Consider the following 14,607-nt stretch of genomic DNA (forward strand, 5'->3'; position numbering starts at 1 on the left):
AGCTGTCGGTCCCCTACAGCACCATGGGGTCGTGCGCGCTGACAAGGCTGAGGCCCCGGTCCGACTGCTGGTCGTCGACGACGAGCCCCACATCGCCGACCTGGTGGCGACGGTGGCCAAGTACGAGGGCTGGCACGCCCGCGTGGCCAACAACGGGTCGACAGCGCTCACCGAGGCGGCCGCGTTCAACCCGGACATCGTGGTGCTCGACCTGATGCTGCCCGACCTGGACGGCTTCACCGTGCTGGACCGGCTGCGGGCCACCGGCGCGATGGTGCCGGTGGTGTTCCTGACCGCCAAGGACGCCACCGCCGACCGCGTGGCCGGTCTGACCCGCGGCGGCGACGACTACCTGGTCAAGCCGTTCGCGGTGGAGGAGCTGATGGCCCGGCTGCGGGCGGTGCTGCGCCGCACCACCGGCCCCGGCTGGAAGCGCTCCGTGCTCGCGGTCGAGGACCTGGAGCTGGACGAGGACACCCGCGAGGTGCGCCGCGGCGAGGAGAACGTGTCGCTGACGCCGACCGAGTTCGAGCTGCTGCGGTACCTGATGCGGCGCTCGCCGGCCGTGCTGACCAAGGCCCAGATCCTCGACCACGTGTGGGACTACGACTTCGGCGGCCGGTCCAACGTGGTGGAGCTGGTCATCTCCCACCTGCGCCGCAAGCTGGACACCGGGTACGAGCCGCTGATCCACACCATTCGCGGCGTGGGTTACGTGGTGCGCAAGGCAACCTGATGAACCGGCTGACGACCGCGTGGCGGCGGCTGCGGCTGGGCACCCAGCTGGCCCTGGTGCTGGGGGTGCTCGCGCTGGTGGTGTTCGGCCTGGTCGGCACGATCACCGTGTCGCTGCTGCACGACTACCTGGACCAGCGGCTGGGCGAGCAGCTGGGCACGGTGCTGTCCCAGTACAAGGCCAACAACCAGATCAACAGCATCCCGCCCGGCAAGTTCGGGCACTCCAGCCAGGGCGACAAGGACCCGCCGATCGGCGTGCAGTTCCGGTTCGGGTCGGGCGGCACCATCGAGGCGACGAACGTGCTGCCGGCGGGGTCGTCCTATCCCCCGGAGCTGGTGGCGCTGGCCCGGCGGGCCCTGGTCGGCCCGCACCCGGACGACCAGATCATGGTCAACGGCGTCCTCTACCGGTTCACCGCGGCGCCGTACATGAACACCGCGCCGGGCAAGGTGGCCGTGGTCGGGCTGTCCGAGGGCGACACCGAGGCCACCATCCGCCGGATGATCATGGTCAACCTGATCACCTTCGGCCTGGCCCTGATCGTGCTGGTCGTCGCCGGGCAACAGGTGCTGCGGCGCGGGCTGCGGCCGTTGGGCACGGTGGCGTCCGCCGCGCACACCATCGCCTCCACCGACCTGACCACCAATTCCGTCGACCTCTCCGTGCGCGCCACCGGCGAGGGCGGCGGCGTCGAGGTCGAGGAGCTGCGCTCGGCGTTCAACGTGATGGTCGATCACATCGACCAGTCGCTGGCCGCGCGGTCGGCCGCCGAGCAGCGGCTGCGGCAGTTCGTCGCCGACGCCTCGCACGAGCTGCGCACCCCGCTCACCTCGATCCGCGGCTATGCCGACCTGTTCGCGTACGCCGCGGCCAACGAGCCGGCCGAGCGGGAGCGGCACCTCGCGCGGATGCGGGAGGAGGCCGGGCGGATGAGCCTGCTGCTGGACGACCTGCTGCTGCTGGCCCGGCTCGACGCCGCCGAGACGCCGCTGCGGCCCGAGCCCGTCGACCTGGTCGAGCTCGCCGTGGCCGCCGCCGACGGCTTCCAGGCCGGGCAGCCCGACCATCCGTTCACGCTGGAGGTCGAGCCGTCCTCACTGCCCATGGTCGGCGATCCGATGCGGCTGCGGCAGGTGCTGGACAACCTGCTCACCAACGCCGCCGTGCACACCGATCCCGGCACTCCCGTGTGGCTGCGGGTGCGGGCCGAGGCCGGCTGGGCCGTCATCGACGTCGCCGACGGCGGGCCCGGCATCAGCCCCGAGAACCAGGCCCGCGTGTTCGACCGGTTCTACCGGGTCGACGACTCCCGGACCCGGCACAGCGGCGGCACCGGGCTCGGGCTGTCGGTCGTGCTGTCGCTCGTCACCGCGCACGGCGGCGCCGTCACCTTGCAGAGCCAGCCCGGCGCCACCGTGTTCACGGTGCGACTGCCCCTGTCAGCCGGCCAGGTGTGAGCGGGCCCAGAGGTCGATGCCCGACTCCACCGCGTGCTTGTCGATCGCCGCCAGCTCGTCGTCGGTCAGCGGCGGGGCCGACAGCGCCGCCACGTTGTCCTCCAGCTGCCGGACCGAGCTGGCCCCGATCAGCGCCGAGGTCACCCTCGGGTCGCGCAGGGCCCAGGTCAGCGCCAGCTGCGCGAGCGACTGGCCGCGCTGGCCGGCGATGTCGTTCAGGGCCCGGATCCGGGCCAGATTCTCCTCCGACAGCAGGCTCGTCGACAGCGACTTGTCCTGCGTCGCCCGGGATCCCGCCGGCACCCCGTTGAGGTACTTGTCCGTCAGCATGCCCTGGCCCAGCGGCGAGAAGGCGATGCAGCCCGCCCCCACCTCGTCCAGCGCGTCCAGCAGGTCCGCCTCGATCCAGCGGTTCAGCATCGAGTACGAGGGCTGGTGGATCAGCAGCGGCACCCCCGCCGTGCGCAGGATCTCCGCCGCCTCCCGCGTCTTGGTCGCCGAGTAGCTCGACACCCCCACGTACAGCGCCTTGCCCTGCTGATGGGCGCTCACCAGCGCGCCCATCGTCTCCTCCAGCGGCGTGTCCGGGTCGAACCGGTGGGAGTAGAAGATGTCCACGTAGTCCAGGCCCAGACGCTCCAGCGACTGGTCCAGCGAGGCCAGCAGGTACTTGCGGCTGCCCCATTCCCCGTACGGGCCCGGCCACATGTCGTAGCCCGCCTTGGTCGAGATCACCAGCTCGTCCCGGTACGGCCGCAGGTCGTCGGCCATCATCCGCCCGAAGTTCCGCTCCGCGCTGCCGTACGGCGGGCCGTAGTTGTTGGCCAGGTCGAAGTGCGTGATCCCCAGGTCGAAGGCGCGCCGCACGATCGCCCGCCCCGTCTCGTACGGCGTGTCGTCCCCGAAGTTGTGCCACAACCCCAGCGAGATCCCCGGCAGCCGCAGCCCGCTGCGCCCACACCGCCGGTACGTCATGTCCTCGTAGCGCCCACCCGCGGCCTCGTACGGCACCGTCCCGCCTCCCAACTCTCCCGTCCCACCCGAACGGACGCGAGTCTAGGTCGGTCCCAGGTCACGGGCTGAGCACCGCGGGATCGAAGGTGACGGGCTCAGGAGCCGCCTTGATGGTCACGGTCTCTCCCGGCCGAGCAGTCATCTCCTCGACGTAACGACCGTTTTCCAAGCGGTACGCGGTGACCGACACGTGCCCTGCCCTGTCCTGCTGGAGCGCCCAGAAGTAGGGAATGCCGGCGTTCGCGTAGGCGACGAGCTTGCTCTCGCGTTCGCCCAGTGTGTTGCCCGGCGACCAGACCTCGGCCACAAGTGCCAGATTTTTCGCCTTGACGCTCTGCCCGAACGGACGGCCTTCGATCAGCACCACATCAGGAATGAGTCCCGTGCGCAGCAGTGAACTGACCTCGGCGGCGACCGCGGTCACCGCGGTCAGGTCGTCGCGGCCGGCTCGGCGGAGGGATTCCTTGAACAGAAGCCGGAGCTCGTCGCCCGCGAACTGGTGCTGCACTGAGGGTGCGGGACTCACGTGGAAGTAACCCCAGATCAACTCAAGGCGGGACCCGTCCTCGGGTTGGTCCGTCGCCAGCCAGTCTTCGATCGTGTGCTGGCCGATCGGGTGCGCGAGCGCTGCGCTCACCGGAATCTCCTCCTCGGCTCGACTCACGACCACCCTCCCACGGGCACCCACCTGGCGTCCTACCTGCATTTTCATCCAATGGTGCCGTCAAGTCGAACACCGGCGCGACGTGCCCCGTTCGATGGTGGGCGGATCGGGGCACGGAGCGGGACAATCGGGGCGTGGGCCGTGCGTGGAAGGACTCCTGATGACCGAGAACGAGACCCAGATCCGGATCGACGCGGGCCGGCTGTGGGCCGGGGCGGCGGCGACGGCGCTGGTGGCGGGGCTGATCGCGGTGGTGGGGATCCTCATCGCCCGGGGCATCGTGCAGGTGGAGGTGCTGGCCCCGAAGGCGGAGGGGGCGTGGGGCAACGCCAACACGGTGACGTACGCCCTGGTGTCGGCGGCGGTCGCGCTGGCGGCGACGGGGCTGCTGCACCTGCTGCTGCTGACGACGCCGAGGGCGACGACGTTCTTCACGTGGATCATGGTGCTGCTGACCCTGATCGCGGTGGTGCTGCCGCTGAGCCTGCCGGTGGACCTGGCCAGCCGGCTGACGACGGGCCTGATCAACCTGGCGATCGGCCTCGCGGTGACCAGCATCCTGACCAGCTTCGCCCCGGGCACGGTGCACCTGGAGCCGCCGCAGCAGCAGTACCCGCAGCGGCACATCGGCCCGTACGACGAGACGGTGGAGTGGCGGGACCAGCAGCAGTAGCGGTCAGCGCGGGCCGATGCCCAGCGTGGCGCGGACGGTCCGGTCCTGGGCGGAGCCGCTGTCGTGGGTGGCGTCGTCCAGGTAATGGCTGAAGTGGGCCTGGTCGGTGTCGGCGGCGGCGCGCTGACGGTCGGCCAGTTCGGCCTGCTTGGCGGCGATCAGCTGGTCGATCGTGCCTGCGAACTCGTTCGGCCACGGCCCGGCCTTGAGGTCGTCGATCTCCTTCTGCACCACGGGAATCGAGCGGGCGACGACGGCCTTCTCGGCGGCCCAGCCGGCGGCGGGGTCCTGTTCGGCGACGATGGCGTCGTAGGCCGAGACGGTGTCGAGGTAGTGCTTCTGCTCGGGGGTGTAGGGCAGCCCGGTGTCCTTGACGTGCCCGCTCATGGGCAGGCCGTCGGCCCGCTGGAAGTAGCACTTCACGGCCCGGTCGCCCTGCGCCCACGAGTCTTCGACCGGATAGAGGAACGTCATCTTCACACCCGAGTAGTTCATCCCCGGGGCGAGGGCCTTGGCCACTTCGGCCGGGCATTTGCGGTGGCCCAGCGCATTGATGGTGGACTGCCCGGGGTAGCTCGAGCCGGACAGCGGCTCGACGGCGAACACCTCGGCGGAGTGCGCGTCGGCGCAGTCCTTGGCCGTGACCGGCACCGCGGCATCGGTGTCCTGCCGGTCGAAGCACTGCCCAGGCTGCAAGGTGTAGCCGACGTTCGGGACGGCCTTGTGGTTCTCCCGATCGAGGCGAACCACGAACAGAGTGGCCATCGCGGCGACAAAAACGACGCCGATCACCACGGGTTTGATGTAGTGCCGAGCCTTCGGCTGGGCCGGTTGGACCTCGGGCGTGGGCTGTTCGGATTCACTGGACATGTTGGTACACCGCCGTTTCCTCCCCTGGACGACGGGCAGAGGGTAGCGGAGCGGCGGATCAGCGCGGCGGCAGGTGCAGGGCGGTCCGCAGGGACTCGTCCTCGGTGTCGCCGTTGTGCACGTCGGCGGTGTCGAGGGCGTCGTCCATGGTGTCCTCGTCGGTCGCGGCGGCGGCCTGCTGGCGGGCGGCGAGCTCCTGCTGCTTCTCGGCGATGAGGCTGTCGATGCCGGACTGGGCGTTGGTGGGCCACGGCCCGGCCTTGAGGTCGTCGATCTCCTTCTGCACCACGGGAATCGAGCGGGCGACGACGGCCTTCTCGGCGGTCCATGAGCCGGACATCGCCGCGTCGGACTCGTCGTCGATGATCTTGTTGTACGGGGCGACGGCGTCCAGGTAGCGCTTCTGGTCGTCGGACAGGGGCAGCCCGACGTCCTTGACGTGGCCGGTCATGGGGGCGGTGTCGACGCGCCGGTAGAAGCAGACCACCGTGCGGTCGCCGCTGAGCCACGAGGACTGCTCGGGGTACAGGTAGTGCACGGCGAAGTCGGGGTAGTTCATGCCGGGCGTGAGCCACCGGGCCGAGTCGGCGGCGCACTTGCGGTCGCCGAGGTTCTCCAGGGCGTAGACGCCGGGATAGGCCGACCCGGACACGGGTTCGGCGGCGAAGGCCTCGGCGTCGTGCGGGGTGGCGCAGTCCCGCACGGTGACGGCGGCGGTCGAGCTGGCCACGGGCCGGTCGAAGCACTGCCCGGGCTTGAGCCGGAAGCCGGTGGAGGTCGAGGAGGCCGAGTTGTTGGCGGCATCGCGCACGCCGACGACCACGGCGGCGATGAAGAACACCGCCCAGAGCACGAGCCACAAGCCGGCCAGCACGATGCCGGCGATGGCCAGGCCCTTGCCGCTCTGCCGGGTCTGGCGGATGCCGCTGAGCCCGAGAATGCCGAAGACGAGGCTGAGGATCGCGCTGAGCAGGAAAAAGCCGAACACGCCCAGCACGAACGAGGTGATGGCGAAGCCGCTGGTTCCCGGCCTGGGACTCGGCCACGGCTGACCGCCCATCGGACCGGGCTGGCCGGGCCACGGGCCCTGGCCGGGCCACGGCTGGCCCCACGAGCCGGCCTGGCCGGGCAGGCCTGGCGGCAGGCTGGGCTGGGCCGGCGGCATCGGCGGGTAGTTCTGGTACGCGGGCTGCTCGGGCTCCATGGACATCACGAAATACCGCCGTCTCTCCCCTTAACGGACAAGCAAGGCTACCGCCCGCCGCGCTGTGAAAAAACGCTAACAAGCGAGTTCAGAAAGTCGTGATGGACTGCACAGCGGCGGGGGGCGAGACTTCGCCCATGAAGGCACTGGTCAAGGTCGACGCGGCGCCGGGTCTCGAGCTCACCGACGTGCCCGACCCGCAGGTCGGGACGGGTGACGTGGCGGTGAAGGTGCTGCGCACCGGCATCTGCGGCACCGACCTGCACATCGACTCCTGGGACGACTGGGCGGCCCGCACTGTGACGCCGCCGCTGGTTCTCGGCCACGAGTTCGTGGGCGAGGTGGTGGAGACCGGCCGGGACGTCACCGGCGTCAAGGTCGGCGACCTGGTCAGCGGCGAGGGCCACCTGGTCTGCGGCACGTGCCGCAACTGCAAGGCCGGCCGCCGCCACCTGTGCGCCAACACCCGCGGCCTGGGCGTGCACAGCAACGGGGCGTTCGCCCAGTACGCGGTGCTGCCCGAGCAGAACGCCTGGGTGCACCGCACCGAGGTGGACCTGGACGTGGCGGCGATCTTCGACCCGCTGGGCAACGCCGTGCACACGGCGCTGTCCTTCCCGGTCATCGGCGAGGACGTGCTGATCACCGGGGCCGGCCCGATCGGCATCATGGCCGCGGCCATCGCCCGGCACGCGGGCGCCCGCCACGTGGTCATCACCGACGTCAGCGAGCACCGCCTGGAGCTGGCCCGCAAGGTCGGCGTGGACCTGGCCCTGAACGTGGCCGAGTCGACCCTGGCCGACGCCTACAGCCGGCTGAACATGTCCGAGGGCTTCGACGTGGGCATGGAGATGTCCGGCCAACCCAGCGCGCTGCGGGACATGATCGCCACTATGTCGCACGGCGGCCGGATCGCCATGCTGGGGCTGCCGGCCAAGGAGTTCCCGGTGGACTTCGGCTCGGTGGTGCTCAAGATGCTGCACCTCAAGGGCATCTACGGCCGGGAGATGTTCGAGACCTGGTACTCGATGTCGGTGCTGCTGCAGGCCGGCCTGGACATCGCCCCGGTGATCACGCACCGCTTCCACTACACCGAACACAGGACGGCCTTCGACACGACACGAGCCGGCCGCTGCGGCAAGGTGCTCCTCGACTGGACGGAGAAGTAGATGTACGGCGCGATGCGGGACGACCTGCGGGCCGGGCTGGCCGAGATCCGCGAGGCCGGCCTGTACAAGGCGGAGCGGGTGCTGGGCGGGCCGCAGGCGGCGCAGGTCAGCGTCACCGGCGAGAGCGTGCTGAACTTCTGCGCCAACAACTACCTGGGCCTGGCCGACCACCCGGTGCTGGTCAACGCCGCGCACGAGGCGTTGGACCGCTGGGGCTTCGGCATGGCCTCGGTGCGCTTCATCTGCGGCACGCAGGAGCTGCACAAGCGGCTGGAGGGCCGCCTCTCGCAGTTCCTCGGCACCGAGGACACGATCCTCTACAGCTCCTGCTTCGACGCCAACGGCGGCCTGTTCGAGACGCTGCTGGGCGAGCAGGACGTGGTCATCTCCGACGAGCTCAACCACGCCTCGATCATCGACGGCATCCGGCTGTGCAAGGCCAAGCGGGCCCGCTACCGCAACCGGGACATGGCCGACCTGGAGCGCATCCTCCAGGAGAACGCCGACGCCCGGTACCGGCTGATCGCCACCGACGGCGTGTTCTCCATGGACGGCTACCTGGCCCCGCTGGACGAGATCTGCGCGCTGGCCGAGCGCCACGACGCGCTGGTCATGGTGGACGACTCGCACGCGGTGGGATTCACCGGCCCGACCGGCCGCGGCACGCCGGAGCTGTTCGGCGTCACCGACAAGGTGGACGTGGTGACCGGCACGCTGGGCAAGGCGCTGGGCGGCGCCAGCGGCGGCTACGTGTCGGGGCGGGCCGAGATCGTGGAGATGCTGCGCCAGCGCTCCCGGCCGTACCTGTTCTCCAACTCGCTGGCCCCGTCGATCACCGGCGCCGCGCTGGCCGCGCTGGACCTGCTCAGCTCCTCGGGCGACCTGCTGGACCGGCTGCGCGCCAACACCGAGCTGTTCCGCCGCCGGATGACCGAGGAGGGCTTCGACCTGCTGCCGGGCGAGCACCCGATCATCCCGGTGATGATCGGCGACGCGGCCAAGGCCGGCCGGATGGCCGATCTGCTGCTGGAGCAGGGCATCTACGTGATCGGGTTCTCCTACCCGGTGGTTCCGCACGGCAAGGCCCGCATCCGCACCCAGATGTCGGCCGCGCACTCGCTGGAGGACGTCAACCGCGCCGTCGACGCTTTTGTCGTGGCACGGTCCAAGATGGACGGATGATAGATCCTCGACGGCTGCGGGTGCTGCGGGCGCTGGCCGACCACGGCACGGTGACCGCGGCGGGGCGGGCGCTGCATCTGACGGCGTCCGCCGTGTCGCAGCAGTTGGCGGCGCTGGAGGCGGAGACCGGGCAGCAGCTGCTGCGGCGCAAGGGCCGGCGGGTGTGGCTGACGCCGGCCGGCGAGCTGCTGGTCGTGCACGCCAACGCCGTCGCGGCCGAGCTGGAGCGGGCCGAGGCCACGCTGGCGGCGTTCGACGCCGGCCTGCGCGGCCCGGTCCGGCTGGCCAGCTTCGCCTCGGCGATCACGCAGGTGGTCGCCCCGGCGGTGGCCTCGCTGCGGGCCGGCGCCCCGGACGTGAGGGTGCTGGTGCAGGACGCCGAGGGGCACGCCAGCGTGCCGCTGCTGCTCGACGGCGAGATCGACGTGGCCATCACCGAGGAGTACCGGCCGGCGTCGCAGACCGACGACCGCCGGCTCAAGCGTTTTCCGCTGTACGTCGAGCCGTTCGACGTGGTGCTGCCGGCCGGCCACCGGTTGGCCAAGGAGTCCGAAGTGGACGTCAGCGCGCTCGGCGGCGAGGACTGGATCGCCCCGCTGCCCGGAAACCCTTGCCGTGACGTGCTTTTACTGGCCTGCCCGGACGCGCTGATCCGGCACACCTCCGACGACTTCCGAGCCATCGTGGCCCTGGTGGCGGCCGGCTCGGGGGTGGCCCTGGTGCCGCGCAACGCCTTCACGCAGACACCCGGCGCGATCGCGTTGCCGGTCAAGGGAGACCAGTCGCTGCGCCGGGTGTTCGCGGCCGTGCGCAAGGGCAGCGAGGACCATCCGCTGATCCGGCTGGTCCTCGCCGCCCTGGTCCGCGGTCAGGATCCGGTGACCGCGTAACCGTTGCTGCTCAAGGCGGTCACGCCACTGACTCCCGGGACCGGCGTTGGAACCTGGCTCTGGGTGTAGAACTTCCCGTCGCCGAGCAGACCGTCCTGGCCGCCGCCCCACGCGTATTCGGCGCCGTCGGCCGTCACGGCGTAGGAGGCCAGCCCGGTGGTCGCGATCGCCCGAACCCCGGCCAGGCCCTGCGCCTTGACCGGAGTGTCCACATAGAACGCATGGCTGCCGCGACCGTCGCCCAGGTAGCCGGTGCCCCAGGCCCACACCGTGCCGTCGGCGCGCAGCACGTAGTCGGAACCGTTGGCCACGACCGCCCGCGCATCATGCACGCCGGGCACCGCCACCGGAACGATGTCCTGGTCCTGGGAGCCGCGCGCGCCCCAACGCCACAGGGTGCCGTCGGACTTCACCGCGACCGCGGGGGCGATGGCGGTGACGTTGGTCAAGTCCTTGACCTGCACCGGAATCCCGGAGGCGCAGTTGGGCCCCTTGTCGGCGTCACTGCTCTTGACCGGGCAGTCCAGGGGCCCGGGAACGGTGCCGTTGCCCAAGGCGCCGCCCGAGTTCCAGCCCCAGCTCCACACCGTGCCGTCGGACTTGAGCGCGTAGCTGGTGGTGGTGTTGCCGGCGACCGCCACCACGTTGCTCAACTCGGTGACCTGCACCGGAGTGTCGTACTGACCGTGCGGGAAGTCGACACCCAGGTGCTTGTAGCCGTTCTGGCCCCACACCCACACGGTGCCGTCGGACCGCAACGCCATCTGCGTCGACACGGCGGTGATGTTGGTCAGCCCCGAGATCCGCACCGGGAAGGTCGCGTACGGGTAGGCCGGGCCCGCCAGGTCCGGCAGGTCGCCGCCCGCCACGGGGCCGTTGCCGAGTGCGCCGTTCCCGGCCCCGCCCCAGGCCCACACCGTGCCATCAGACTTGAGGGCGTACTGGGTGCCGTAGTAGTTGCTGGCGGCGATGACGGAGTCCAGGCCGTACACGGCCGTGGTCGGCGTCAGGGCGTCCCCGACGGTGCCGTTGCCGGCCTGCCCAACCGTGTTGACCCCGAAGCCGTACACACAGCCCCGCTGGCACGCCGCCTGCGACGGCGCGAAGTAGCCGGCCACGTCGACGAGCACGTCCACCTGGCCGTGGGCGTTGAAGACGCTCACGGCACGGTCCGGGCTCACCGCGACCGTGGCCATGGCCGCCGCGGTCTGGCCGGCGACCACGTTGCTCGTGCTGGCCGACGAACGCGGCTGGTCGGCCGGGTGGGCGGTGAGGAAGGTGGCGGCGGAAGCGTTGGTGGCGGTCAGGTTGAACACCGCCGCCGTCGCACCAGCCGGCAGCCAGCCGCTCAGGTCGACCCGACGGTCCGCGCCCGCGGTGATCGGATCACGCGGCTGTTCCTGGTAGTCGCGAGTGTCCACCACCCGCAACGGCTTCAACGGGTAGAAGGCTTGCGTGGACTGCGGCGAGTAGTAGCCGGCCAGGTCGGCGATCAGGTCCACCGAGCCGGCCGCGTTGGCCAGCGTCACCTTGCGGTCCGCGCCCAGCCCGACGGTGACCAGGTTCGGCGTGTCCTGTCCCGGCTCCGGGTTGAGGTTGGACGTCGCCGGCCGCTGCTGCCCGGCCGGGAAAGCCGTGACGAAGGTTGAGGCGGTGACGTTGGTGGCGGTCAGGTTGAACGTCACCGAGGTCGCACCGGCCGGGACCTGCCCCGACAGGTCGAGCGTCACCGTCCCGTTAGGACCGACGGGAGCGCTGCTCCTGGTGTCGAGAACCCGTTGCGGCGCCACGGGTGTGTACTTCGCCGCCCCGCCGGCCGAGTAGTAGCCGGCGAGGTCGATCACCGCGTCGGCGGCGTTCGGCCCGGCCGCCACGTAAAAGCTGTGGCTGTCCCGGTCGATCGGCACGACCGCGAGGTTGGCCCGGGTCTCCCCGGCGCGCACGTTCACCGTGGAAGTGGTGCCCGCGAACGACGATGTCCCCGCGGTGAGGAAGGTCGGCCCGTCCGGGTTGGTCGCGGTGACGTTCACCAGCACTGCCGCCGCGTCGTCGGGCAGCTGCGGCACGGCGAGTTTGACGCTGCCGCGGGCGGCGATCCGATCGCCCGTCACTCTCGTGTCATGTAACCGGGTCGGGCTCACGGAGGTGAACGCCAGACCCGATTTTCCTTGCGGCGCGGCCTGCGCCGTCGGAGTCAGTATCGAGGACGCCGCGGCGACCGCGGCCACCAGCACGCCAATCCTGGCGAGCGACATGTGTTTCCCCCTGTAGTGGGCTTGTCTGCGGCCCCCGTGACCCTGGCACGGGCCAAATCGCCCACACCAGCCTCACCGGCGGCCCGCACCCAAAGGGGCATGACCGACGATTCCAAGCAACCCGAAAGCCGTTCAGGACACGCACAAGGGCGGCGGAGGCCATTTGGCCCCCGCCGCCCTCGGTGTGCTGGGCTATTCGGTCGACACGTAGTAGCTGCCGTCGCCGATCGCGCTGACGCCGACACGGATCTGGGTCGGCGTGCCGGTCAAAGTCCACTCGCCGCCGCTGTGGTCGAGCGCGTGCCCGGTGGCCAGCTGGGTGATCGAGCTCAGGCCGGCGATGGCCGCGCCCTGGAAGGTGCCGGTGAAGCTCGCGCCATCGGGCCACTGCCACACCGTGCCGTCGGCCATCAGCGCCCGAGCGCCGGAGTTGACGCCGTTGTCGCGCTGCACGGAGGCGATCTGGCCGTCGGGCAGCGGCAGCCCGGCCGGGGTCAGCTGCTGCCCGGAACCGATTGCGCCCCAACGCCAGACGCTGCCCGGGCACAGCACCACCCGCACGCCCAGCCCGGTGCACCCGGACAGGCCGAAGACCTGGACCGGGACCGCGCTGGCCACGTCGTTGGTGTTGTTGCCCAATGCGCCGCGGGAACCGTCGCCCCAGCTCCACACCGTGCCGTTGGACTTCAGCGCGTACCGGGTGACGGCGTTGCCGTTGCGGTTCTCGGCGATCGCGATGACGTTGCTCAGCACGACCTTCGGGCCCGAGTCCCACGCGGTGGTGTCGGTGTTCCCGTTGCCCAGCTGGAGCGATTCGTTGGTGCCCCAGGTGTAGACGCTGCCGTCGGTGGTCAGCGCCATGCCCGGGGTGATCGACTTGATCCCGGTCAGCGCGGCCACCGGCAGGGGCTCGAAGTCGCCCTGGCCCAACGGGCCTTCGGCATTGCCGCCGAATCCGATGCCGAGCTGGCCGCGGTCGTTGCGGCCCCAGGACCACAGCGTGCCCGAGCCGTCGATCGCGTACGCGTCCTGGTCGGTGTTAGCGATCGCCGTGACGCCGGACAGGCCGTACACCCGGGAATCCGCGCGGGTGGTGGAATCGGTGGTCCCGACCCCGGCCTGGCCGAACTCGTTGGCGCCGCTGCCGATCACGCACTTGGTGGCGCAGGCCGGCAATGCCGGCGCGAAGTAGCCGGCGAGGTCGACGATCGCGTCCAGGCGGCCTTCCCGGTTGCGGATGTCCAGCGCCCGGTCACCGTTGAGCGGTGTGATCACGGCGTTGGCGGATGTCTGGCCCGGCAACAGGTTCAGGTTGCTCACGCCCGGCTGCGGGGCCCCGTGCGCCCACACGGTCAGCACGGTGTTGCCGGTGACGTTGGTGGCGGTCATGTTGACCACGGCCGCCGTCGCGCCCGGCGGGGCCCAGTACATCAGGTTCAGCGGGCGCGTCTCCCCCGCCTGGAGGGCGTTGCGCGGGGTGCCGTCGGCGTTGCGGGTGTCGAGCACCCGGCCCGGCAGCAGCGGGAAGAACGCCTGCGTGGAATCGGCCGAATAGTAGCCGGCGAAGTCCACCACGAGGTCGGCCGAGGAGTGGGCGTTGGTCAGCGACACCTTCCGGTCCGCGCCCAGCCGCACGGTCACCAGGTTGGGAATGTCCTTGCCCGCCACCAGGTTCAGGTTCGAGGCGTTCGGCCTCGGGGTGCCCGAGGGATAGGCCGTGACGAACGTGTCGCCGGTGACGTCGGTGCCGGTCAGGTTGAACACCACCGCCGTCGCGCTGGCCGGCGCCTGGGACGACAGGTCCAGTGTCACGGTGCCGCCCGGCCCGAGCGGCGCGCTGTTGCGGGTGTCCAGAACCCGTTGCGGCCCAACGGGAGTGAACTTCGAGCCGCCGGTCGGCGAGTAGTAGCCGGCGATGTCCACGATGGCGTCCACCGCGTTCGGGCCGGCCCCGACCCAGATCCCCGGGTTGTCGCCGTGGCCGAGCGCCACCGTCACCAGGTTGGCCCGGGTCTCGCCGGCGGCCAGGTTCAGGCTGGACGTGGTCGGCGTGCCGTGGGTGCCCGGGCCCTCGGCCAGCCAGGTCGGCCCGGCCGGATCGGTCCCGGTCAGGTTGAACACCACGGCCGTGGCGTCGGCCGGCACCAGGCTGGTCGGCACCGACACGGCGACCGTGCCGTGGGCCGGGATCTTGCTGCTGTCCCGACTGTCGAAGATCCGGGTCGGTGACACCGGCGTGAACACCGTCCCGGCGTCGGGCAGCGGTGTCGCCGCCTGTGCCGGCACGACCACGGAGAGCGCACCCGCGGCGACAACAGCCGCCAGTGCAAGGATTCTGGCTACTGACACACGTACCTCCACCCCTGGTGACGGGCATCCACGACCGTCCACCCGCGACATCTCCGCACCGGCCGGCGGCGTTACCTGCGACAACGCAAAAACACCCGGCGCAGGCACTCGCCCACGCCGGGTGTCTACCCGGGAATTCCC

12 protein-coding genes are annotated in these 14,607 nt (G+C 70.8%); 6 read left to right on the plus strand and 6 right to left on the minus strand.

The window, feature by feature from the left end:
* The first annotated feature begins 31 nt into the window (after positions 1–31).
* Together ACIG5F_RS23150 and ACIG5F_RS23155 are read left to right on the plus strand one after the other, a co-directional pair.
* Positions 32–736: a response regulator transcription factor gene (locus ACIG5F_RS23150; RefSeq protein ID WP_396520593.1), complete on the plus strand. Its 705-nt coding sequence runs from the start codon at positions 32–34 to the stop codon at positions 734–736.
* Positions 736–2,196 (plus strand): sensor histidine kinase, encoded by a 1,461-nt coding sequence (locus ACIG5F_RS23155; RefSeq protein WP_396520595.1) that lies wholly within the window; start codon positions 736–738, stop codon positions 2,194–2,196. Before ACIG5F_RS23150 ends, ACIG5F_RS23155 begins: the two co-directional genes overlap by 1 nt.
* Here the strand turns inward: ACIG5F_RS23155 and mgrA are convergent.
* Both mgrA and ACIG5F_RS23165 read right to left on the minus strand, forming a co-directional pair.
* Positions 2,179–3,207 (minus strand): L-glyceraldehyde 3-phosphate reductase, encoded by a 1,029-nt coding sequence (mgrA, locus tag ACIG5F_RS23160; RefSeq protein WP_396520597.1) that lies wholly within the window; start codon positions 3,205–3,207, stop codon positions 2,179–2,181. The genes ACIG5F_RS23155 and mgrA overlap by 18 nt on opposite strands.
* A 61-nt stretch (positions 3,208–3,268) precedes the next feature.
* Positions 3,269–3,847: a Uma2 family endonuclease gene (locus tag ACIG5F_RS23165; protein ID WP_396520599.1), complete on the minus strand. Its 579-nt coding sequence runs from the start codon at positions 3,845–3,847 to the stop codon at positions 3,269–3,271.
* A gap of 187 nt (positions 3,848–4,034) precedes the next feature.
* Here ACIG5F_RS23165 and ACIG5F_RS23170 point away from each other — a divergent pair, with 187 nt between their 5' ends.
* Positions 4,035–4,547, plus strand: coding sequence for a DUF6069 family protein (locus tag ACIG5F_RS23170; RefSeq protein ID WP_396520600.1), 513 nt, complete (start codon positions 4,035–4,037; stop codon positions 4,545–4,547).
* A 3-nt stretch (positions 4,548–4,550) separates the two neighbouring features.
* Here the strand turns inward: ACIG5F_RS23170 and ACIG5F_RS23175 are convergent, their stop codons facing one another.
* Positions 4,551–5,417 (minus strand): septum formation family protein, encoded by an 867-nt coding sequence (locus ACIG5F_RS23175; RefSeq protein WP_396520602.1) that lies wholly within the window; start codon positions 5,415–5,417, stop codon positions 4,551–4,553.
* A gap of 58 nt (positions 5,418–5,475) precedes the next feature.
* Complete coding sequence (locus tag ACIG5F_RS23180) at positions 5,476–6,621, minus strand: DUF4190 domain-containing protein (protein WP_396520604.1); 1,146 nt, start codon at positions 6,619–6,621, stop codon at positions 5,476–5,478.
* A 137-nt stretch (positions 6,622–6,758) separates the two neighbouring features.
* Between ACIG5F_RS23180 and tdh the strand changes: the two genes are divergently transcribed.
* The 3 genes from tdh to ACIG5F_RS23195 are packed head-to-tail and all read left to right on the plus strand — an operon-like array spanning position 6,759 to position 9,862.
* Positions 6,759–7,790, plus strand: a complete 1,032-nt coding sequence (gene tdh, locus ACIG5F_RS23185; protein WP_396520606.1) for an L-threonine 3-dehydrogenase — start codon at positions 6,759–6,761, stop codon at positions 7,788–7,790.
* Complete coding sequence (locus tag ACIG5F_RS23190; protein WP_396520608.1) at positions 7,791–8,972, plus strand: glycine C-acetyltransferase; 1,182 nt, start codon at positions 7,791–7,793, stop codon at positions 8,970–8,972.
* Positions 8,969–9,862, plus strand: a complete 894-nt coding sequence (locus ACIG5F_RS23195; protein ID WP_396520610.1) for a LysR family transcriptional regulator — start codon at positions 8,969–8,971, stop codon at positions 9,860–9,862. The genes ACIG5F_RS23190 and ACIG5F_RS23195 overlap by 4 nt, the downstream gene beginning before the upstream one ends.
* On the opposite strand, the gene ACIG5F_RS23200 is transcribed toward ACIG5F_RS23195, so the two are convergent.
* Both ACIG5F_RS23200 and ACIG5F_RS23205 read right to left on the minus strand, forming a co-directional pair.
* Positions 9,841–12,117, minus strand: coding sequence for an RCC1 domain-containing protein (locus ACIG5F_RS23200; RefSeq protein WP_396520612.1), 2,277 nt, complete (start codon positions 12,115–12,117; stop codon positions 9,841–9,843). The genes ACIG5F_RS23195 and ACIG5F_RS23200 overlap by 22 nt on opposite strands.
* Positions 12,118–12,309: 192 nt before the next feature.
* Complete coding sequence (locus ACIG5F_RS23205) at positions 12,310–14,466, minus strand: RCC1 domain-containing protein (RefSeq protein WP_396520613.1); 2,157 nt, start codon at positions 14,464–14,466, stop codon at positions 12,310–12,312.
* Positions 14,467–14,607 lie beyond the last annotated feature (141 nt).

It is taken from the genome of Kutzneria sp. NPDC052558, from assembly GCF_044547355.1.
GTDB lineage: Bacteria > Actinomycetota > Actinomycetes > Mycobacteriales > Pseudonocardiaceae > Kutzneria.

Coding starts and splice junctions, on each gene's coding strand:
- ACIG5F_RS23155 (WP_396520595.1), top strand. CDS start 736: ATGAACCGGCTGACGACCGCGTGGCGGCGGCTGCGGCTGGGCACCCAG.
- ACIG5F_RS23170 (WP_396520600.1), top strand. CDS start 4,035: ATGACCGAGAACGAGACCCAGATCCGGATCGACGCGGGCCGGCTGTGG.
- ACIG5F_RS23175 (WP_396520602.1), bottom strand. CDS start 5,417: ATGTCCAGTGAATCCGAACAGCCCACGCCCGAGGTCCAACCGGCCCAG.
- ACIG5F_RS23180 (WP_396520604.1), bottom strand. CDS start 6,621: ATGGAGCCCGAGCAGCCCGCGTACCAGAACTACCCGCCGATGCCGCCG.
- tdh (WP_396520606.1), top strand. CDS start 6,759: ATGAAGGCACTGGTCAAGGTCGACGCGGCGCCGGGTCTCGAGCTCACC.
- ACIG5F_RS23190 (WP_396520608.1), top strand. CDS start 7,791: ATGTACGGCGCGATGCGGGACGACCTGCGGGCCGGGCTGGCCGAGATC.
- ACIG5F_RS23195 (WP_396520610.1), top strand. CDS start 8,969: ATGATAGATCCTCGACGGCTGCGGGTGCTGCGGGCGCTGGCCGACCAC.
- ACIG5F_RS23200 (WP_396520612.1), bottom strand. CDS start 12,117: ATGTCGCTCGCCAGGATTGGCGTGCTGGTGGCCGCGGTCGCCGCGGCG.